The sequence below is a fragment of the Streptomyces chengmaiensis genome (assembly GCF_029846775.1).
Taxonomy (GTDB): Bacteria; Actinomycetota; Actinomycetes; order Streptomycetales; family Streptomycetaceae; genus Streptomyces; species Streptomyces chengmaiensis.
In genome coordinates this window covers 68,830-88,017 of record NZ_JARWBG010000029.1, presented here as the reverse complement: position 1 = coordinate 88,017, position 19,188 = coordinate 68,830, and the positions used below count along the sequence as shown (strand labels likewise).

Sequence of the window (19,188 nt, the reverse complement as noted above, 5' to 3'; positions counted from 1 at the left end):
AGAGACATCAACCGACACAACCAGCACATCAGTCAACTGCGGTAATAGACTTGCCAGTTCAACAGAGCACAACCACAGGCTGCCCGCACCGCGGACCGGACGACCGTGTCACCGAGATGATCTCCAGCTACGAAAATCTTGCCAGAGCCAGGAAAGTCCGTACGCCGACACCCGGCGGCCAGCTGCGGAAGCTGCAACAGCTCACGCACGCCAAGCTGCGCCGCCACGGGGCCGAGGTTCACGTCGTCGACGACAAGCCGAGCATCGACGTCTTCATCGGGCCCTACCTTCCTGGGTGGGCTGAGCGAGCCATTCGTAGGGTTGGCTCACCCAGGGACGTCGGGTGTGGCTTTCATTGGGCTGCCGATCATGGTTCGGGGTGCTTGGCCGCCTGACGTCCCACGACGACTCGGCTGCTGATTGGGATGTGCGAGCAAGTCGCTGTGTAGGGCCAGGCCGGCGCAGTCGTCTGCGGGAGACAGGCACGACGAGTTCGGGGAGATGCCCGTGATACAGCTGTGGGCCGGGGTGGACGCCGGCAAGACCCATCACCACTGCGTGGTGATCGACACCGATGGCAAGCGGCTGCTGTCGCGCCGTGTGGCCAACGACGAGAGCGAGCTGCTCGATCTGATCGCGGACGTCCTGGCGCTCGGAGACCAGGTCCTGTGGGCCGTAGACCTTGCCGACGGCGGAGCCGCCCTGCTCATCGGGCTGCTGTCCAACCACGGCCAGGAGCTGCTCTACATCCCGGGCCGGACCGTCCACCGTGCGGCCGGCGCCTACCGAGGCGAGGGCAAGACCGATGCGAAAGACGCGGCGATCATCGCCGATCAGGCCCGCATGCGACGGGACCTGACCCCGCTGCGGTCCGGAGACGAACTCACCCTCGAACTCAAGCTCCTCACCGCGCGCCGCAAGGACCTGTCCGCCGACCGCAACCGCGCCATCAGCCGCCTGCGCGAGCAACTGCTGGGCATCTTTCCCGCGTTGGAACGCGCGCTGGACGTGAACAACACCGGTCCCCTCGTGCTGCTGACCGGCTACCAGACACCGGCTGCCCTGCGCCGTCTGGGCCGCAGCCGACTGGAGACCTGGCTGCGCAACCGCAAGGTCAGGGGCGCTCGTGCACTGGCGGACGCAGCCGTCACGGCTGCTGAACAGCAGCACACGGCCCTGCCCGCCGAGAAGCTCGTCGCCGACTTGGTCAAGACCCTCGCCAGGGAAGTGATGGCCCTCAACGAGAAGATCGCCGAAACCGACAAACTCATCGAGGGCCGCTTTCGCGAACACCCGCAGGCCGAGGTGATCACCAGCCTGCCCGGGATCGGCCCACTGCTCGGTGCCGAGCTCCTCGCGGTCACCAGGGGCGACACCGAGTTCTTCGCCACCCCTGACCGGCTCGCAGGCTTCGCCGGGCTGGCCCCCACACCACGCGACTCGGGCCGGATTAGCGGCAACCTCCACCGGCCACGGCGCTACCACCGCGGCCTGAACCGTGTCTTCTACACCTCGGCTCTGATCAGCATCCAGTGCTGCCCCGAGTCGCGCCGCTTCTACGACCGCAAGCGCGCCGAGGGCAAGCGGCACACCCAGGCAGTCCTGGCGCTCGCCCGAAGGCGGGTCAACGTCCTCTGGGCACTTCTCCGCGACGGACGGCGCTACCAACCCACACCGCCCAGCACTGCGGCTGCTTGACAACAGCATTAGGAAGCACCTCCTCAGGATCTCATCCAACCAACAGAGAGCAGCGCCATGACCCACAGATGCATAGGGGTGTCGTGAGCGAGCCTCGCTACGCGTGCCGCCGGTGCGGCACGTGGAACTGCTCCGCCCGCGACGGACTGCGGGCGAACACGGACGTCCGGTACGTCAACTACCCCTGCAACCGCTGCCGGGGCCTGACCGGGACCCTCATCCCGACCATGCACACGGCCAAGATGTGGGGCACGCACAACGACGGCCCGCTGCCGACGGCGTACCCCTACGGCGAGCGCCCTCCGGCCGGGGAGTGGGGCCCTGGGTTCGGCAGCCGGGATGTTCCGCAGCCGCACTACCGGGGCGTGCCCGTCCCGGCGGACATTCGGTTGAGCCTCGAGTCGTTCCAGCGAGGCGTGGACGCGGCGCTGGAGCGTTACGGCATCGGGGGCGCGTCGTGAAGTACAGCGGAAAGATCTGGGAGTCCGTTGAGAAGGTGGCGCCGCTCCAGGCTGAACGCCGTCTGCGGAACCGACTGGACGCACAGAGCCTCCGCCTGCTGGATGAACTGCTGGCCGACGGAGACCCCGGGGTGCTGAGCACCCTCCGGGGCCGTCTGTGCGAGCCAGGGCCGACATGCGCCGGCTCATGGCCGAGCACCATGCTGAAATTCCATCGTCGGACTCCACTCAGGAACCCAGACCGGCCCGAGAGATCACGGTGGCCCAGGCGTTCATCCAGCACAGCACAGCTTTCACCGCCTGGTTCGACGCCCAAGAAGGCAGCCTTCCCGCGGTTACGCCGCTGAAGATGACCTTCGACGAGTCCGGTCAGCCGCTATTCGAGGTCATACGCGCGGCTGAAGCCGAGACCGAAGCCGAATGCACGCCCCAGGCTCAGGAGTTCAGATACGAGGTCTACCGGCGGCCCTTCAGCACTGCGGTTGCTCTGGGCTCGCGTCGGCGAGCCCACCTCGATTGTGCCGCGTCGGTTCCCGCAACCAGAACGAACTCCGACATCACTCCCGAGGCTCTGCAGAAAGCGAATGAACACTCACTCGAAGAGAAGGGATGACCAGCGACATGACCGCGGCTACTGCTCCGTCCCCGATCTCGCTGATGCCGCATCAGCAGCAGATCCACGACTTCCTCGTTGACCACCCCTTCGCCGGTGCGTGGCTCGGCGTCGGGGCCGGCAAGACGCTCACGACCCTCAGTGTCCTGCAGACGATCCGCCCGATGGGTCACATCCTCGTCATAGCGCCTGTGGCGATCGCCCGCTCCACTTGGATCGACGAGATCGAGAAGTGGGGCTTCCCCATCCGGACGAAGTCGCTCATCGTCGACGAGAACGACAGGAAGCTCTCCAAGGCCAAGCGCCTGAAGCGCTTCCAGGAAGTCGCCACCGATCCGCCGACGATGTACTTCATCAACCAGGAGCTGCTGACTCAGCCGTCCCAGGGGACGAAGCTGATCACGCCGGTGCCGGGCGCAGTGCCTGCCCCGACCGTCTCACCGGAGGCGACGGCGATCCTGGGTCTGCTCCAGGCACGGGGGCCACTGGACCGAGACGAACTGATCGACGAGTATCGTGCGCTGGTCGCCGGCAACGCCAACAACCGGGTCCCCGCCAAGGCCAAGATCCGCGCCTGGATTCAGGAGTTGCTCAAGTCGGCCCTGGTGACGTGGGAAGCCTATGACTGCCGAACCTGTTCCGGCGCAGGCTGTGCTCAGTGCCGCTTCGGTCTGGTCGACCAGCTGCCGGTCCAGAACATCAACGGCCAGAACACCATCATCTGGCCCTTCCAGACGGTCATCATCGATGAGTCCCAGGGTTTCAAGTCGCACGACTCGCAGCGCTTCCTGGCCCTGGCGACGGTGCGGCCGGCCATGACCCGGCTCATCGAGCTGACGGGAACGCCCAGCCCCAACGGTCTCCACGACTTGTGGAGCCAGGTCTACCTGCTCGACCAGGGCCGGACGCTGGGTCAGAACATCACCGCGTACCGCAACCGCTGGTTCACGCCGAAGATGGTGCCCGGCACCACGACACCGGCGAAGTGGATCCCCACGGCGAACGCCGAAGCTGAGATCCATCAGGCCATCTCGCACCTGGTGATGAGCGCGCAGAACACGAGCCTGCAGCTCCCAGCGCTCAGCATCCAGGACGTCAATGTCACGCTCCCGCCGGACCTGCTCCAGGCCTACAAGGACTTCAAGCGCGACCTGGTCCTGGACATCGTGCAGACCTACACCGACGACGGGAAGCTGACGCAGAGCGTCGAGTCGATCGTTGCCGCGAACCAGGCAGTGCTCACCAGCAAGCTGATGCAGTTCGCCTCGGGCACGCTCTACACCGCGGATCCTGACGACCCGGCCACGAAGGGCCGGTACGAGGTCATCCACGACAAGAAGATCGAGATGACCGAGTATCTGGTGCGGAACAACGGCGGCGAGCCCGTGCTCATCGCCTATCACTTCAAGTCCGACAAGGAGCAGCTGCTCACGCGGCTCCGGAGGGTCGGCATCGACGCGCAGGCCTTCGACGGCTCGCGCGACATGGTCCGCCGGTGGAATGCCAAGCAGATCCAGGTGATGCTGCTCCACCCTGCCGCCGCGGGGCACGGCCTGAACCTGCAGCACGGCGGCTCGACGCTGATCTGGTACACGCTGCCGTTCTCGCTTGAGCATTACCTCCAGACCAACGGCCGGCTCTCCCGCACGGGCCAGACGAAGCCGGTGACCATCCACCGGCTCATCGCCAAGGGCACGCAGGACGAGCGGATGCCCTCGGTGCTCGCAGGCAAGCAGCAGGTCCAGGACGACCTCATCGAGGCCGTCTCCGGGGACTTCAACGCCGAGCAGGCGCTTCTCGCCGCCCTGGAAGAAGAGATCCGAGAGGACCTCAAGGACCTCTGGGCTTCCGAGCGGGTCTAACCCACACCCATCCGACGACGGCCCCGCTCCCGGCGGCCCCACCCCGCATCCGAAGGGACCGACATGCCCCAGCCCCCGAGTACCACCAGCACCCGTGACCAGGAGCACACCGTGGACGTTGTACGCGTCGTCGTTCGGCTGCGTGGCGAACAGGATCCGGAGGACCCGACCTACGTAACCTTCGAGCTCGATCTCCTCGGAGCACCGCTACCGCAGGACAGCGATGTGATCTGCCTCGGCAGCTACCACTTCCAGGTGCGAAGCAGGCGCTACCACGTATCGACCGCCCAACACGAGCCCCCGAAGTTGGTGCTTCACGTAGGGATCACGAACCGCCGCCCGGCGGACCTCGTCACTGCTGCGGCACTCACACGAGACCTCAAGGCATACCCCTCAGTCGCTTCGATCCACTGAACAGCTCCGCCCACGGCCCCGCGCCCCGGACACCCGTCCCGGCCCGGGGCCGTCCCCGTACCCCGCTGCGCTTTACCGGATAACCCGTACCCATCCGACGACCGCCCGGTTGTGATCCCACAGCCGGGCGGTCACTGCGGCGACCGCTCACTGAACACGCATGATCGAGAAGAGGACTCCCCCATGAAGAAGATCACCGCCCTCCGGTGGAACAAGCACTTCGCGTCACGTTCCGAGGGGTAACAGCGTGTCCCCCTCGGCTTCGCGCCCTACCGGCGCTGGCCTCGGGGGTCTGGGTCGGCATAGCCGACCCGGGTGCGGGATCGACACCGGAACGGGCCGGGCGTTCGTACGCCCGGCCCGTTCCCCGTTGATGCGTCGGCGTTCACGTTCATGGGCATCCCCGGGTTCCGGTGGTGTCCCCGAGGAAACGCTTTGCTGCCACCGGTCGGACGCGAAAGCGACGCTGATCGCCGAAGCCCCGAGCAAGACACCGATGAGACCCGTCAATGCACCAGCCGGGACACGCATCGGCCTCCAACCAGACCCCTGACGGCCTCTCACGAGCGCGCCCTGACGACGGGTCTGGCCATGGACACGAAGGAACAGTGCGCCTCCATCCTCTGCGTCAAGGCAGCGCCTTCCTCTACGTCATGAGGGGGAGGCCAATCGGGGCGGGACGGCCGTGTCCCGGTTCCCCGCGCAGGACCCGATCTTCAAGGACCAGGAGTGATGAAGCACAACAAGACCACAGAGATCGTCGACGCCACGATCCAGCTGTTCGCCGAACTCGACGAGATGGTGGGCCTGATCTCACGTGTGCTCGCGAAGTTCCCCGCTGAGACGGTGCCCCAGCGGCTCAAGCCGTTCCTCGGCACGCCGCGCGTCGCCTTCGCGCGACCGTCCACGAAGGGCGACGGCGGGATCTTGCTCCAGCTCCAGCGCGGAATGCTGTCCCACGTGCAAGCCCAGGTCCCCGGTGCGTGGCTGATGATGCACCAATCCGAACTGACGGCCGCCGTGCGCGAGATCTACTGGGGCGACAGAGAGCACAGCCTCCGCTGCGAGCTCACCCGACTTGAGAAGTCGATCGGGGACCACAACCGACAGGCTGAGTATCACCGTGCTGAAGCGAGCGACAGTCTTCGAGAACACAACCGTATCGCCGCTAGCATCCGCCGGCTCTCGGCCCGCAAGAGCCGCGTCGCCGAGGGAGACTCCGATAGCTGACTCGACGGACCCCCGCAAGATGTCCCAGCGGGAGCTGGAGGAGTACCTCGAGGCCCTGGTCCACGCAGAAATAGAGGACTGAATCGCCGACTTGTATGGGGGTAGCGGGACGCGGTCGGGTTGGCCGCTCGTAGCGTGCCGTAGGACGCCGGATCGGTTGACTCGTGAATCGCCTGCCGCTCGTCGGAGCTGGCTCTCCCGGGGTATGTCGCCGGTCCGGTGTCCGTCTGCGGTCTGACTCAACAGAGGCGTGTCCCGACCGGTTGGTTCCGGAAGTCGGCGTGTCGGCCGTGGATGCCCTGTCGTCCGACCGTGAGGAACGTTGTCCCGTGATATTGCTCGGTGTCGACCCCCATAAGTCCACTCACACCGCCACCGCTGTCGAGCCGGAATCAAACCAGCAGGCCGGGACGATGCGGATCGAGGCGAGCCTGACGGACTACCGGCGGCTGCTGGCCTGGGCCAAGCGGTGGCCGCGGCGGAAGTGGGCGGTGGAGAACGCCAACGGGCTGGGCCGGCATCTCGCCCAGTGGCTCATCGCCCGCGGCGGGCGGCGTAAGAACGACCAGATCGACGCCGCGGCCGCAGCCACCGTGGCCTATCTGCAGGGAGACGGACGGGACGTCGAACCCGAGGACCACACCACCGCGCTGGCTCTCCTGGACGAACGACGGGTGAACCTGGCCCAGGCCCGGGTCCGTACGGTCAACCAGCTCCACGCGCTGCTGCGTGATCTGCTGCCCGGCGGCGCGCCGACCCAGCTGTCCGCGGACCTGGCCGCCAAGCTGCTGCGATCCGTCCGCCCCGTCGGCGACGTCGAGGCCGTCCGCAAGGACATCGCCTGGGACCTTGTCGCCGAGATCCGGAAACTGGACAAGCAGCTCACGGACAACGCTGCCCGGATGCAGAGCCTTGTGGAGACATCGGGCAGCACCCTGATGGACACCCCGGGCATAGGGCCGGTCATGGCCGCCCGGCTGATCGGCCGCACCCGGCAGGCTCACCGCTTCCCCAGCTCGGCAGCGTTCGCGAACTACGTCGGCGCCGCCCCGGTGGAAATCGCCAGCGCGGACAAAGCCCGCCACCGGCTCTCCCGCTCCGGTGACCGCCAGCTCAACTCCGTCCTCCACACCATCGCAGTCGTGCAGATACGCATGCTGAACTCACCTGGACACGCCTACTACCAGCGCAAACTCTCCGAAGGCAAGACGGCGAAAGAAGCGAAGCGGTGCCTCAAACGCCGCTTGGCGGACCACGTCTGGCGCGTCATGATCACGGACGAGCGCAGAGCCAAATCCTGCATCACTCAGGCGGCTTGACAAGACACAGAGGCACCCCGGGTTCCGGCGTGCCTTCAGGGGCTGGGAAAGAGCAAGCTCTTTCAGAGCGACCACTGATCGGGTGACGGGCTGACGCCCCACAACGCACGGGGCGCCTACGCAGAGGGGTGTGCTGCCCTGGCCCGGGCGGCGCGATGACGACAAGACGATGACGACAAGAAGAGGACAACTGCATGAGTCAGGACCTGAGCAGCGAAGAGATCGCCCGCCACCTCACGTCGCCGGACGGCAATGACTGGATCGGACGGGCCCAGTACGTGGCGGCCGACGCCGAGGGCCGCGCGGAGATCCGAGGCCTCGTCGCCGACCACATCAAGACCCTGCTCGTCACCGGCATCGGCGGCAGCTTCACCGAAGGCGCCGTCACCGCTGAGAACCTCTGCAACGCGATGTGGCACCTGATGGCCGAGTCCGACCAGGAGGACGAACTGGCGCGCACCGAGGTCCCGATCACGGAGAACGCCGGTGCCTGATACCGAACCCGCCACCGCCTGACTGGACCGCAAGCTCGAAGCCGAGTGCATAGCTCTCGGGGCCGCTCGCCAGGTCTGGGCAGACCAGTTCGGCCGCGTCGGTGCCACTGACAACCTCAGTGACCACGATGGGTAGTTCGAAGACCCGCTCCGAAGCGCAAGCGTTGGGCCGGCGCAGCCGGCTCGGGAGCCAAAGAACACCCGCCTGCCGGTGGGGCTCGTGCTGGAACGACCAGCCCAGCTCCACCGGCAATTTCGTTGCTTGCCCCAGCCAGCTGCCGTACCCAACAGGCTCAAGGAGCAGCGCTCGCATGACCGATCACGACTGGGACAACCCCATCACCTGCGAGTTCGTCGGCGCGCAGCCACCTGAACACCCGAACGGGGAAAATATCGTGTCCAGTACCGCGCTTCCCGAGAAGCTCATACGCACCGTCACCGCCGCCTACGTGATAGCCCTCAGACGGGGGGATCTTCACGCAGCGCTCGGACTCATGACACAACTGGCCGACAGGTATGGTCTGGTAGCCGTCCGCGGCCTCGCCGCCGAGCTCGCCATGGACCTTCACATCCACTGCCCGTCACGCTTTCGTACTGCGTTCGGCGGCGCGAACCTCTCCGCTCTCGCCCCCGCGGCGGACGACGACGCGCTCACCACCCTTGATGTCGCCTCCAAGACCAACCGCCTCATGGGGCGCGGGCAGGTCACGGCTGCCGACTTGGAGGACACCGAAGTCCAGATGCGAGTCACGGAAACCGTCCGCCATGCCGTTCAGGCGGCACTCAATGCCGCTGCTGGGCAAAGCAGTTCGGCTACGGCCGCTCAGCTGGGCGCGCTGACCACGCCCCGCGAGCTGTCTGCGGCCGTGGCCCTGCTCACCAACGGGCTTCGCGCCGTACTGCCGTAGGCGCACGCCATGAGCCCCCGCGTCTGCCGCAAGGGCCGTAGCCGCCCGATCCCGTTCGACTGCAAGTCCGGCGCCGGACAGCCAGGAACGTGCAGCCTTCATCTGGACCCGCGAGAAGGACGGCAATCTCCGACGCGGGAAGCCGGCCTCCTCCGTGGTACCTGAGAAGCTCTTTGTCCAGAAGGCGATCGAATGAGTGCGGCCCGGCGGCCGCATCGGCATGGTCCTGCCCAACGGGATCTTGCCCAACCCCGGCGCCGACGATGAGGCGCTCCGCCAGTACATCCTCGACCAGTGCCGGATCATGGCCAGTGTTGACCTGCCCGTGGAGAGTCTCCTCGTCGGCGCGGGCGTCAACGTCCTGACCAGCGCCCGCCCTGCGCTGCGGAAGAAGACCGAGCAGGAGAAGCGCCAGGAGCGGATGCACGGCCCTCCCGACTATCCGGTGTTCATGGCCGCCGCCGAGAAGGTCGGCCACGACCGGCGGGGCAAACCGCTGTACGTGCGGGACGGTCACGGCAATCTCGTGGCCAGCGGGCATGAGGAGACGGACCTGGTAACCGTCCGCGGTGTTGCGAACCTGCGCTCCGTAAGGCGGCGCGCCTTCATCCTCGACGACGACCTCAGGTCCGCTCGGCAGTTCCCTCAGGGAAACGACCGACCGTGCATCATCGCCGCGTACGACGAGTTTGTGGCCCGGCACGGCCACGAATTCCCCTGGAACAGCGGTGACTGAAGCGCTCTCCTTCCTGGGCTTGCTCAGGAATCAGCCCTGCTAATACTAGCCCTGGAGGGCACGAAATGCATTGGGCCTACATTCAGTGGACCCCGGAAGCGGAAGGCGTCCACGAGGTCACGGTAACCGCGGATCACGCACACAAGCGGTGCGCGGAAAAATCCGAGGACACAGACGTTGTCGTTGAATGCGACGTGATACTTCCTGAGGAGCTGCGGCACACCGTTTGGGGAGAAAGTAGGGATTCCGTTATGGCTGCGGCTCGCCGCATTGCTCTGGATATCGTTCCTTACGGAGGCCGCTACTCCACCCATTACATAGGTGAGGTCATCTAGTCCCTTACTCGATTGGAAAGGGGGAAACGAGAATGCCGATTATTGCTGTAGAGGTTCAGACCCTCAAGAACATGCAGCGCAGAACCTTCGCAGTCACCTGAAGCGTGCAGGTATCCCGGAGTATTCCTGGAAGAAGCAGCGCGCTGGTTTCGAGGTCTGGCATGCGGAGCATCGCGAAGGCGAGACGTGGATCATCTGGCACACGTTCGACCCGGATGATGATCAGGATGCACAGCGTAAGGGGCTGGAGTTCTGCGCTGTCGTCCTTCAGGAGCATTACTGGGTGAAACTCGATATGCCCGGCATGTACACCAACGTGAACCGGCCGACTCTGCGTGTTCTGTACGGCTTGTCGTGGCTCAAGTAGAGCAGCCCTGGATGGTTCTCGGCCCGGTTCGACTCCGGGCTAGGGCACTACTGAATTACACAGGGCCATGAACCAAGGGGGAACCATATCCGCCGACCGTCGACGCAGAAATCAGCGATCAGCCGTCGAACGCTGCTCGCAAGATGGCTGCGACGTCACCATTCCCGGGCGCGCATGGGGCTGCATCAAGTCCGGCTGGTTCTTCCTGAAGAACGGCAGCCAATACTGCCCCGAGTACACCCCCCGAATGGGTCGCCGAGCGGTGCGCCCGGAAGAAACGCGATAACCCCGAGAAAGAGGGCTGAGCAGTGCCAACCACCACCCAACAGCCCCTGGCCGCCCGCATGCGGCCGACGTCGCTTGACCAGATCGTCGGACAGGCGCATCTCGTCTTCCCCTGCTCGCCGCTCGAACTGCTCGTGTCCGGCCGCGGCGCGAGCTCAGTGCTCTTGTACGGCTCGCCCGAATGTGGCAAGACCACCATCGCCAGCGTCGTCGCGCACCAGACGAGCCGCCGCTTCGTCGAGCTCTCTGCCACGTCGGCGGGTGTCGCCGAGGTGCGCAAGGTCCTTGCCGCGGCCCAGAAGGAGATCGTCGCCGACGGCACCCGGACGCTCGTGTTCATCGACGAGATCCACCGCTTCTCCAAGGCTCAGCAGGACGTGCTCCTGCCTGCCGTGGAGGACGGCGTCATCTCGCTGATCGGCGCGACGACCGAGAACCCGAGCTTCAGCGTGAACGCTGCGCTGGTGTCGCGTTCGATTCTCATGGTGCTCAAACCGGTCAGCGCCGCCGACATCGTGAAGCTCCTCTCCCGCGCGCTCAATGAGGACCCTAACCTCGATGGCCACGTCAGCGCTGAGTCTCAAGTGCTCGAACTGATCGCGAACCTGTCCGCCGGCGACGTGCGCCAGGCTCTCGGCCGCCTTGAGACGGCTGCCGCCACGGCTATGGCTGCCGGCGAGACGGAGGTCACCGCCCGGACCATCGAGCTCGTCACCGGCGCAGCACTCCAGCGCTACGACCGCGACCAGTACTACGACGTCATCTCGGCGTTCATCAAGTCGCTTCGCGGTTCGGATCCCGACGCGGCCCTGCACTGGCTGGCCCGGATGCTCGAGGCGGGGGAAGACCCGCGGTTCATCGCTCGCCGGCTGATCGTGCACGCCAGCGAGGACGTCGGCATGGCTGATCCGTCGGTGCTCTCTATCGCAGTGGCGGCAGCGCAGGCGGTCCAGCTGATCGGCATGCCCGAAGCCCGGATCAACCTCGCCCAGGCGACGGTCGCGATCGCCACGGCTCCCAAGTCGCCGACAGTCGTCCGCGGTGTCGACCAGGCGCTCGCAGACGTGCGGCGTGGCCGCACCGGGGAGGTCCCGGTGCATCTGCGCGACGCGCACTACCCAGGGGCCGCAGCCCTCGGCCACGGCCAGGGATATCTGTACCCGCACGACTTCGAGCACGGCGTCGTCACCCAGCAGTACCTGCCTGACCGAGCGCTCGGCACGCAGTACTACATGCCGACATCTAACGGCTTCGAACAAAGCATCAGCCAACGGCTGGGCGCTATCCGTAGCCTCACCACGACCCAGGAAAACAGGCCATGACCCAACCACCGTTGACCCGAGCCGAGGACGAGAACGCGCTCGGGCTGTACGGGCATGGCCACGTCGACCCCGAGGCGTTCGCGGTCGGGACGCCATCCAGCACGACGACTCGACCGCGCTGCTGAACGGCCACCAGATGTCGACGGTCGACCCGAACGACGGCCTGCAGATGCTCCGCAATCGGGTCACGTTCTAGGAGCGGCATGGAACTCATCAACCACCACCAGATACTTGAATGCGGACACAAGCCGGACGCGCTGTTCTCCTTCCAGGGGCCGGGTGTCTTCACCGACCCGGAGAACGGGGAGAGCTGCTGCCGACGGTGCAGCGACAGCCGGCATTACGACCGTGTGCGTAGGCGGCATGCGGAGATCGAGGCGAAGGCGGTGGCCGAGGGCTGGGCGTACGAGTACATCAACACCTCTTACGAGGTGTACTGCCGTAGCAGGGAACTGATCGGCAAGCTGGTCTGCCGTGCGTACTGGCGCCACGACCCGCACGGGGTGGACGAGGCCCGAGGCGTCCTCCAGCCCGCGCACACGTACAACTTCGCCTTCAAGCGGCTCGCCACAGTAGTGCCGAACTCACCGGTGACCGGCTACGCGCTCGTCTTCGAGGACGGCAGCCGAGACCCGCTCTGCTACGACAAGGTGTGTGTGGTCACCCGTGAGCCGGCTGGCCTCGACAGGTGAGCTGTCGGAGCCGGTCTACTTCTTCATGCTCCGACGGTATGAGGCCCCGACTCAGGTCGACACCGCAGACCGGTACGTAGAACTCAAGCCGAGCCGTGATGCAAGGAATCCGATCCGATTGCCGAGTACTGCGTGCGCCAGATGAAGATGCGCATGCGTAAGGACCAGCCCAAGTACCGGGTCTTGTTAAGGGAATTCGAAGACCATGCATTCCGCGGCGCATTCGTGGTGAACATCGACAGCTCAGGGTTTCCCCATGATGCGGAATGATGTTCTACCGCCGATACGTTCGGTAGCTCCCATCTGACAGGCGGCCCGGCTCGGTGCTAGCACCGAGATATGTCCTCCCCTCATATCGGGGGATCGAATTCCGCGCCGGGCAGTTCTGGGCCGACGCCGAGTGGTCGGAGGGCGCCCGGCGTCCGTGTCCCGCTCGCCCCCGGTTACCTTCTTCGCGGTCCTGCAAGAGGGCCGCTGGCCTCCGGGCCCGGTATGACTTTGTCCCCCTGTCCGAGATGACCTGGAGGGGTGTCGCCGGGCCCGAGGGGTGCCGTTGGAGACGCTGATGAGGCAGCAGCAAGTCCCGTGCTGCACAGCGCCGTTACAGATCACTGTCGCGCCGTTTGTGGCCGCGCCGTATTCCCGCTCAGTCTGTGGCCAGTTGGAGGAACGCATGCCCCGGTACAAAGTCTTTCTTCATGCTCACGCCGGCGCCGAGGTCGAGGTGGACGCGCCGGACGCGCAGGAGGCCAACCGCCTGGCGCAGGAGGCTGTCAGGGAGCGCAGGGCCGTACGCCGCCCCATCGAGAAGTGGACGCCGACGATGACGGTGAACCTCGACCGCAAGCCCTGACCCGCAACGGCGTTGCTTACCCGCCGCCGCTGTCCGAACTCAGGCGCCAGTGCGAGGCTGCCGAGTCCAGTTCCGCCTCCGCGTCCCGTCTCGCTGTCGCATAGGAACCAAGCATGAACGAATCGAGCAACAGCAACGCGCCGTATCCCAAGCTGGTTGGCTGGTCGACCTGGCCATAGCTGAGCTGGAGAGCCCTATTGGTGTTGTTGGAGCCCCCCTGACCGTGTTCAGCGGCCTCGGCTCCATTACCGGGCTGCTGGTCAAGATGGGGGACGGCATCGTCCAACTCGCCCGAGGCGGGTCTCGGACATCGGCCCGGCCGCCAGGTCCGAGCCGGGAATAGCCGAGCGGGAACAGCATCCTAGGGTGGACGCATGGATGCTGCCGACGATTTGCTGACCCGCCCATACGACGTCTACCAGAGGCTGCGGACTACCTCTCCGGTGCACCGGATCACAGGAACGGATGGACAACCTGCGTGGCTCGTCACCCGGTTCGACGACGTTCGCGCCGCCCTTGCCGATCCGCTCCTGTCGTTGGACAAGACGCATGCCCGCAAGGGCAGTTACCGCGGGCTGTCCCTGCCGCCGGCTCTGGACGCCAATCTCCTGAACATGGATCCGCCTGACCACACGCGTCTGCGTCGCCTGGTCGGACGGGCGTTTACCCAGCGTCGGGTCGAGCACCTGCGCGCCCCTATCCGGGCCACCGCCGATCAACTCCTGGGCGCCCTCGGCGAGCACGGCACCACAGACTTGATCGCTTCGTATGCGGCTCCGCTGCCGATCACCGTGATCTGCGATCTCCTTGGCGTCCCGGGCAGCTACCGGAGGGACTTCCGCGCCTGGACGAGCGCGCTGATTGCCCCGGATCCGGACCACCCCCAGGCCGCAAAGGAGGCCATCGCGGCCATGCTGGACTTCTTCACGGAGCTCATGGCCCACAAACGGCGCGAGCCGGCCGATGACCTCCTCACCGACTTGATCGCTGTGCGTGACACGGAGGGCGACCGGCTCACCGAGGACGAGCTGATGTCTTTGGTCTTCCTTATCCTCTTCGCCGGCTATGAGAACACCGTCCAGCTAATCGGCAATGCGGTCCTAGCCCTGCTGCAGCATCCCGACCAGATGGCGCTGGTGCGCAAGGACCCCTCGCGGATCCCCACCGCCGTCGAGGAACTCGCCCGTTACGAGGGCCCGGCCCTGCTTGCCATCCGCCGCTTCCCGATCCGGGACGTGACGATCGGCGGCGTCCGGATCCCGGCGGGTGAGACGATCCTGCTGTCCCTGTCCGCCGCCAACCGCGACCCAGACCGCTTCCCCGACCCGGACCGCCTGGACCTCGGCCGCGACGCAACCGGCCACCTGGCGCTCGGCCACGGCATCCACTACTGCCTGGGCGCCCCCCTGGCACGAGCCGAAACCGAGATCGCCCTGGCCGCGCTCCTTGAGCGGTTCGAGGACCTCGAACTCACCGAGAAGGAACCTCGGTGGCGACCGTCGCTGCGTGCCCGCGGACTTCTCGATCTGCCGGTGCGCTATCGGGGCACCAGGCCCTCCTCCTGACCGGGCTACTCGTCGAAATCGCCGCTGCCCGGCCTCCGTTCCGGCAGGGGCGGCTAGTCCTCGGCCAGCGCCTTCTTCTGGCGGAGCCGCTCGCGCAGGGTACCGACCATGGGCAGTGTCAAGCCGCTGAAGAGGAACAGCACCGCCAGTCCGCTCAGCGTGGGGCTCACCACCTCCTCGGCCTTCAGCGCCCAGGGACTGTCGAGGGTGTAGAAGATGATGTAGGAGCCCTTGGAGAAGGCGTACGCCAGTCCGAAGGCCGCCGACACGGAGGACAGGGCGAATCCGGCACTGCTCCACGGTCTGATGCCCCAGTTGCGCCGTGCCGTCCTGCCGCACATGAACGCCAGTTCGGCGCAGGTGACCAGGACGTAGGAGAGGTAGATCAGCAAATATGCGGCGACCTTCGGGTCATCGACGTATTCGGTCGTGAACTCGACGTCGGGCCGGTTCGTGGCCACGAAGAGCGGCACCAGGATCGCAAGTTCCACTGCGGCTGCGAAGCCGCGCTGGAACATCGCGGCCTTCAGATACTCGGGCCGGTAGGCCAGATCTACCATCGTGATCTGGAGGAAGGCGCACCACAGAACCGCACAGATGTGGGCCACCAGCTTGCCGGCGTTGTGTAGGCCCGTGACGTCCTGCAGTGCGTCGGCCACTGCGGGGACGGCACACAGGACACCGAGTGTGCACACCCCGAAGGCGAGGGCGATCGCCCAGGTGGAGACCCGCGCGTTACCCAGGGCCCTCCGTGTGCAGAGTGCCGTGACCAGCAACCCGGCTACGGTGCACGTCCCGAAGACTATGCCGTCGACCACTTACAGCCCCTCCAGTGAATCTGCCGCATACCGTGCGGCGTCGTCCATACTCCGGCGCCGCTGGAGCCTGCCCGGCGTCTGGGCCGTCTCGTCGTCCGGCACTGGCTCCAGGCCGAGTTCCTCCCGACGGCGTACCAAGTCCGTGATGACGTTCTGCACCTCATCAGGTGGAAGGCCGTTCAGCAGGGCGAGAACGCGGCGTGCCTGAGGATCTTCGAAGGCTTCCAGGGCCTTCAGATCGCCGTAGCTGTCGTGCGGCAGAAGGTGTGCGGGCGGAACGCCGCCCAGAGCCTCGCACAGCGCCAGGACGGTGCCCACGGTCGGGTTGTCCTGGGACCCCTTGGCCAGCTTGGCGATGGCAGCGTGAGACACCGACGGGTGATCGCCGGGCAGTGCGTCCACGGCAGCAGACAAGGTGCGCGACGAGAACGCGCGGCCCTTGGCATCCCGATGGAAGGCCATCAGGGCGCTGAGTCTCTCCGCCAGTGGACGGCGGTTGCGCCTCAGCACAGGCATGAGTTGCCGGACAGGGCCCGGGAGCTGTCCGGCTGAAGACTGCACACCACCACGTATCGATCTTTCGCTCGGTCGGGGCTGGTTCGTTGCTGTGTACTTTAGTTGACATGACCGGGGGCGCAAGGCAGGATCACGATAGGGAGAGTGAACCCTGTGAAGCGGATTGATTGCTGAAAGTAACGTCCGTAGTACGGGAACAATCCCCCGGGCGCTGGGTCCCCAGTGGTCCGAAGAGTTGGCGCGACGGCGTGGGATACGGCGTTGGTGTTTGCCGAACTGCGGCTCGCGCTTGCAGGTTGGCGCTGCACCGGCAGGGGGGAAGAGTTGACGATGGAGCTGGCATCCAACAGCAGTGACCACGCTGGCCAGAGTGCGCGCGGCGGAGTGCCGACCATGCCGCGTGCGCTTCTTGACCGCCGCCGCTCTCGGTCTAGAAGGGTGGCCGCCGGGGGAGGGCTGCCGGATCGTCCTCGCCGTCGCGTGGCCCTTCGCCGGGTATGCGCACTCCGCGCCGGAGGAGGACTCCCGACCGGGATCCTCGCCCGCACGGCGGCACCCCAGACGCGGCGCCGCCTCAAGAGGACGGCTGCGCTACATCCCCGGCTTCCCCTTCTCGGCGGACGGGTGTGTCAGGGTGCGACTCCATGGTCGGCAGCGCGGGTTGACGGGAGTGGAGCCATGAGGTCGTGATCGCCGCGCGCCCATGCCGGCCCGTCGGTGCCAGGGGCGCTACACGACCTCGTCCCAACTCCCGAGGAGCGCGTCATGCCGACCCTGGGCTTACTGCCCACCGATAAGCCTGAACTCGAACTGACATTCGTGGAAAGCGGTTCCCGGCGTGCCCAGACCACGGAAATCAACGGCGTGGTGACGATGACGCCGGAACAACTGCTGGAAGGCGGAGTCCCGTCGACTCTGCCCGATGGCTCGCTCGTCCTGATAACTGGCGCGTCACCCTTCCGCCTCCGCGGTCGCATCACCACGGTGCTCGAGCTGTTGCTCCAGCGGATGAGCCAGGATGGCAGTGCTGGCCTGGCCGTCACTGCCGCTCCAGGGGCGCGTCAGCCGTTCCCCCCGGCCGTCGTGGACCGGGCCGCACGGCTGGGCATCGCCCTGCTGATCACGTCCGCGCCCGCCGAGCGCTGGGAAGGCATGCATGAGAAGATTCAGCAGGCCCGCCTGATGTTCGCCGAGCGCCGTGCTGCCCAACTCAGCTCGCTCGTAATGGAGTTGCCTGCTCAGCTGGCCGACGCGCGGGCCATGCAGCGCATCGCGGACTGGCTTGCCCGGGTCCTGGACTGTCAGGTTCTGGTAAGCGAACCGGAACGCGTCCTCGCCGCCTCACCGGCCACCGCCGCCGAGCAACTGGCCCAGGCCATCATCCGCCAGTCCGTCGATGGGATTCTCCCCGAGACGCTTTCCGGACCCCACACCCAGCTCATCTCGCTGACCCCGGCCTCGGCAGCGGACACCGTTCTCGCGGTGCTCCGCAGAACCCCATTCGACGAGGCCGACCTGCGGTTGCTCCGGCATGCGGCCAAGCTGCTGGGACTCGTGGACCAGGCGCACCGCGAGTACCGGGCAGCCTCCGGTGCCTCCCACGCGGCGCGCAGCGCGGCGTGGGAACTGCTGCTGGACGGCGAGGTCGAAAAGGCCCGGCGCGTTATGGCCAATCTGGCGCCCGGGCTTCTGGAACCCGAGACCACCCGCGTCTTCGTTGTGGAGACCCCTCAGGCAGGCCGGGACCTGGCTGCGCGCAGCTTCAGCTCATCCGTCGGACAGCAGGCCCTCGTCGTGCCCGACCCGAGGGACGACCGGCGGATACTCATCGTGCATCCGATCCGCTCTGACGACGACACCGGAGCGGAGGTCTCCGCCGAACTCACCCGCCTGGTGGGTTCCCTGGAACCCCCCTCGTCCCTGGGCGGCAGCGGCGTCTACTCCATGACGCTGCTCGCCGACGCGCTCAACGAGGCCATCACCGCGCAGAGGTTCGCCGCCTTCCAGCCGGACTCCGTGGCCCTGTCCGTGCACGGCTCCGACCTCGTCAGCCTCCTGCCACAGGCAGAAGCCCAGCAGTGGGCCCGCCGACTGCTGAACCCGCTGATGCACGATGAGACACAGTGGGAGTCCATGCGGGAGACCCTTCCGGCCGCCCTCGCCTACCCGTACACGGTGGCCGCCCGCCGGCTGCGCCTGCACCGCAACACCGTCATGCGCCGCGCCTCACGAGCTGCCGAGCTCCTGCGCATGGACTTCGCCTCCATCAGTGACCGCATCGCCGTCGCCCTGGCCATGGAACTGGTCACGCAGCGGGAGATGTCCGCTTCGCCGCAGCTGACGGGTTCGGAACCGCCATCCCTAGCACGGCTGTTAGGCACTCCCCAAGTGTGCGCCTGGGCACAGACCCTGGTCCGGCCGGTCCAGGCGGACAGACGCGACCTGGTGTCCACGGCACTCGCCTGGCTCACGTTCGACACCCATGTCGAGCCCGCGGCCCGCGCGCTCGGCCTCTCCGAGGTCACGGTCCGTTCCCACCTGCGCGCCCTGGAAGGCCACATGCAGCGCGACCTGGCCACCCTCGCCGGCGTGCGCGATCTCCAGTTCTCGTTGCACGTCGTCACGGGCCAGCCTGATCTGCGCTCAGATCGTCCGGGCTTGTCCGTGGTCGCCTGCTGACCGTCGCCGCCAGCGCCCGGC

At 66.5% G+C, this 19,188-nt stretch carries 19 protein-coding genes; 16 read left to right on the top strand and 3 right to left on the bottom strand.

Annotation, left to right across the window (positions count from 1 at the left end; genetic code table 11):
- Window positions 1-501 precede the first annotated feature (501 nt).
- From QCN29_RS23215 to QCN29_RS23170, 10 genes are all read left to right on the top strand, one after another.
- The gene (locus QCN29_RS23215) at window positions 502-1,698 is read left to right on the top strand and encodes an IS110 family RNA-guided transposase (RefSeq protein ID WP_279930539.1); all 1,197 of its coding nucleotides are present in this window, start codon (window positions 502-504) and stop codon (window positions 1,696-1,698) included.
- An 83-nt stretch (window positions 1,699-1,781) separates the two neighbouring features.
- The gene (locus tag QCN29_RS23210; protein ID WP_279930538.1) at window positions 1,782-2,159 is read left to right on the top strand and encodes a hypothetical protein; all 378 of its coding nucleotides are present in this window, start codon (window positions 1,782-1,784) and stop codon (window positions 2,157-2,159) included.
- 187 nt (window positions 2,160-2,346) lie between these two features.
- On the top strand, window positions 2,347-2,772 hold the full coding sequence (locus QCN29_RS23205; protein ID WP_279930537.1) for a hypothetical protein: 426 nt from the start codon (window positions 2,347-2,349) through the stop codon (window positions 2,770-2,772).
- On the top strand, window positions 2,769-4,634 hold the full coding sequence (locus QCN29_RS23200; RefSeq protein WP_279930536.1) for a DEAD/DEAH box helicase: 1,866 nt from the start codon (window positions 2,769-2,771) through the stop codon (window positions 4,632-4,634). The genes QCN29_RS23205 and QCN29_RS23200 overlap by 4 nt, the downstream gene beginning before the upstream one ends.
- Window positions 4,635-4,745: 111 nt before the next feature.
- A complete protein-coding gene (locus QCN29_RS23195) occupies window positions 4,746-5,048 on the top strand; it encodes a hypothetical protein (protein ID WP_279930535.1) in 303 nt (100 codons plus the stop codon).
- A 732-nt stretch (window positions 5,049-5,780) separates the two neighbouring features.
- Window positions 5,781-6,278 carry a hypothetical protein gene (locus QCN29_RS23190; RefSeq protein WP_279930534.1) on the top strand — a complete coding sequence of 166 codons (498 nt, stop codon included), beginning with the start codon at window positions 5,781-5,783 and terminating at the stop codon, window positions 6,276-6,278.
- A 329-nt stretch (window positions 6,279-6,607) separates the two neighbouring features.
- The gene (locus tag QCN29_RS23185) at window positions 6,608-7,597 is read left to right on the top strand and encodes an IS110 family RNA-guided transposase (protein ID WP_279930533.1); all 990 of its coding nucleotides are present in this window, start codon (window positions 6,608-6,610) and stop codon (window positions 7,595-7,597) included.
- A gap of 194 nt (window positions 7,598-7,791) precedes the next feature.
- On the top strand, window positions 7,792-8,091 hold the full coding sequence (locus QCN29_RS23180; protein WP_279930532.1) for a hypothetical protein: 300 nt from the start codon (window positions 7,792-7,794) through the stop codon (window positions 8,089-8,091).
- A gap of 311 nt (window positions 8,092-8,402) precedes the next feature.
- Window positions 8,403-8,999 carry a hypothetical protein gene (locus QCN29_RS23175; RefSeq protein WP_279930531.1) on the top strand — a complete coding sequence of 199 codons (597 nt, stop codon included), beginning with the start codon at window positions 8,403-8,405 and terminating at the stop codon, window positions 8,997-8,999.
- 196 nt (window positions 9,000-9,195) lie between these two features.
- Complete coding sequence (locus QCN29_RS23170) at window positions 9,196-9,735, top strand: N-6 DNA methylase (RefSeq protein ID WP_279930530.1); 540 nt, start codon at window positions 9,196-9,198, stop codon at window positions 9,733-9,735.
- Between the two features lie 390 nt (window positions 9,736-10,125).
- On the opposite strand, the gene QCN29_RS23165 is transcribed toward QCN29_RS23170, so the two are convergent.
- Window positions 10,126-10,347: a hypothetical protein gene (locus QCN29_RS23165; protein ID WP_279930529.1), complete on the bottom strand. Its 222-nt coding sequence runs from the start codon at window positions 10,345-10,347 to the stop codon at window positions 10,126-10,128.
- A 398-nt stretch (window positions 10,348-10,745) separates the two neighbouring features.
- On the opposite strand from QCN29_RS23165, the gene QCN29_RS23160 reads away from it, so the two are divergent.
- From QCN29_RS23160 to QCN29_RS23140, 5 genes are all read left to right on the top strand, one after another.
- Entirely contained in the window at window positions 10,746-12,044 is a 1,299-nt protein-coding gene (locus QCN29_RS23160; protein ID WP_279930528.1) for a replication-associated recombination protein A, read from the top strand.
- Window positions 12,041-12,169 (top strand): hypothetical protein, encoded by a 129-nt coding sequence (locus QCN29_RS23155; protein ID WP_279930526.1) that lies wholly within the window; start codon window positions 12,041-12,043, stop codon window positions 12,167-12,169. The genes QCN29_RS23160 and QCN29_RS23155 overlap by 4 nt, the downstream gene beginning before the upstream one ends.
- Window positions 12,170-12,247: 78 nt before the next feature.
- Complete coding sequence (locus QCN29_RS23150) at window positions 12,248-12,736, top strand: hypothetical protein (protein ID WP_279930525.1); 489 nt, start codon at window positions 12,248-12,250, stop codon at window positions 12,734-12,736.
- Between the two features lie 673 nt (window positions 12,737-13,409).
- On the top strand, window positions 13,410-13,589 hold the full coding sequence (locus QCN29_RS23145) for a hypothetical protein (RefSeq protein ID WP_101401362.1): 180 nt from the start codon (window positions 13,410-13,412) through the stop codon (window positions 13,587-13,589).
- 374 nt (window positions 13,590-13,963) lie between these two features.
- Window positions 13,964-15,154: a cytochrome P450 family protein gene (locus QCN29_RS23140; RefSeq protein ID WP_279930523.1), complete on the top strand. Its 1,191-nt coding sequence runs from the start codon at window positions 13,964-13,966 to the stop codon at window positions 15,152-15,154.
- A gap of 53 nt (window positions 15,155-15,207) precedes the next feature.
- On the opposite strand, the gene QCN29_RS23135 is transcribed toward QCN29_RS23140, so the two are convergent.
- Together QCN29_RS23135 and QCN29_RS23130 are read right to left on the bottom strand one after the other, a co-directional pair.
- Entirely contained in the window at window positions 15,208-15,972 is a 765-nt protein-coding gene (locus tag QCN29_RS23135; protein WP_279930522.1) for a hypothetical protein, read from the bottom strand.
- A complete protein-coding gene (locus QCN29_RS23130; protein ID WP_279930521.1) occupies window positions 15,973-16,434 on the bottom strand; it encodes a hypothetical protein in 462 nt (153 codons plus the stop codon).
- A gap of 819 nt (window positions 16,435-17,253) precedes the next feature.
- Between QCN29_RS23130 and QCN29_RS23125 the strand changes: the two genes are divergently transcribed.
- Window positions 17,254-19,167 carry a helix-turn-helix domain-containing protein gene (locus QCN29_RS23125; protein ID WP_279930520.1) on the top strand — a complete coding sequence of 638 codons (1,914 nt, stop codon included), beginning with the start codon at window positions 17,254-17,256 and terminating at the stop codon, window positions 19,165-19,167.
- The last annotated feature ends 21 nt before the right edge of the window (window positions 19,168-19,188 follow it).

What these genes read in the sequence shown, in the direction of transcription:
- QCN29_RS23215 (WP_279930539.1), top strand. Translation starts at nt 502, where the DNA reads ATGCCCGTGATACAGCTGTGGGCCGGGGTGGACGCCGGCAAGACCCAT.
- QCN29_RS23205 (WP_279930537.1), top strand. Translation starts at nt 2,347, where the DNA reads ATGGCCGAGCACCATGCTGAAATTCCATCGTCGGACTCCACTCAGGAA.
- QCN29_RS23155 (WP_279930526.1), top strand. Translation starts at nt 12,041, where the DNA reads ATGACCCAACCACCGTTGACCCGAGCCGAGGACGAGAACGCGCTCGGG.
- QCN29_RS23165 (WP_279930529.1), bottom strand. Translation starts at nt 10,347, where the DNA reads ATGCTCCTGAAGGACGACAGCGCAGAACTCCAGCCCCTTACGCTGTGC.
- QCN29_RS23175 (WP_279930531.1), top strand. Translation starts at nt 8,403, where the DNA reads ATGACCGATCACGACTGGGACAACCCCATCACCTGCGAGTTCGTCGGC.
- QCN29_RS23150 (WP_279930525.1), top strand. Translation starts at nt 12,248, where the DNA reads ATGGAACTCATCAACCACCACCAGATACTTGAATGCGGACACAAGCCG.
- QCN29_RS23125 (WP_279930520.1), top strand. Translation starts at nt 17,254, where the DNA reads ATGCCGACCCTGGGCTTACTGCCCACCGATAAGCCTGAACTCGAACTG.
- QCN29_RS23180 (WP_279930532.1), top strand. Translation starts at nt 7,792, where the DNA reads ATGAGTCAGGACCTGAGCAGCGAAGAGATCGCCCGCCACCTCACGTCG.
- QCN29_RS23140 (WP_279930523.1), top strand. Translation starts at nt 13,964, where the DNA reads ATGGATGCTGCCGACGATTTGCTGACCCGCCCATACGACGTCTACCAG.
- QCN29_RS23200 (WP_279930536.1), top strand. Translation starts at nt 2,769, where the DNA reads ATGACCAGCGACATGACCGCGGCTACTGCTCCGTCCCCGATCTCGCTG.
- QCN29_RS23130 (WP_279930521.1), bottom strand. Translation starts at nt 16,434, where the DNA reads ATGGCCTTCCATCGGGATGCCAAGGGCCGCGCGTTCTCGTCGCGCACC.
- QCN29_RS23145 (WP_101401362.1), top strand. Translation starts at nt 13,410, where the DNA reads ATGCCCCGGTACAAAGTCTTTCTTCATGCTCACGCCGGCGCCGAGGTC.
- QCN29_RS23190 (WP_279930534.1), top strand. Translation starts at nt 5,781, where the DNA reads ATGAAGCACAACAAGACCACAGAGATCGTCGACGCCACGATCCAGCTG.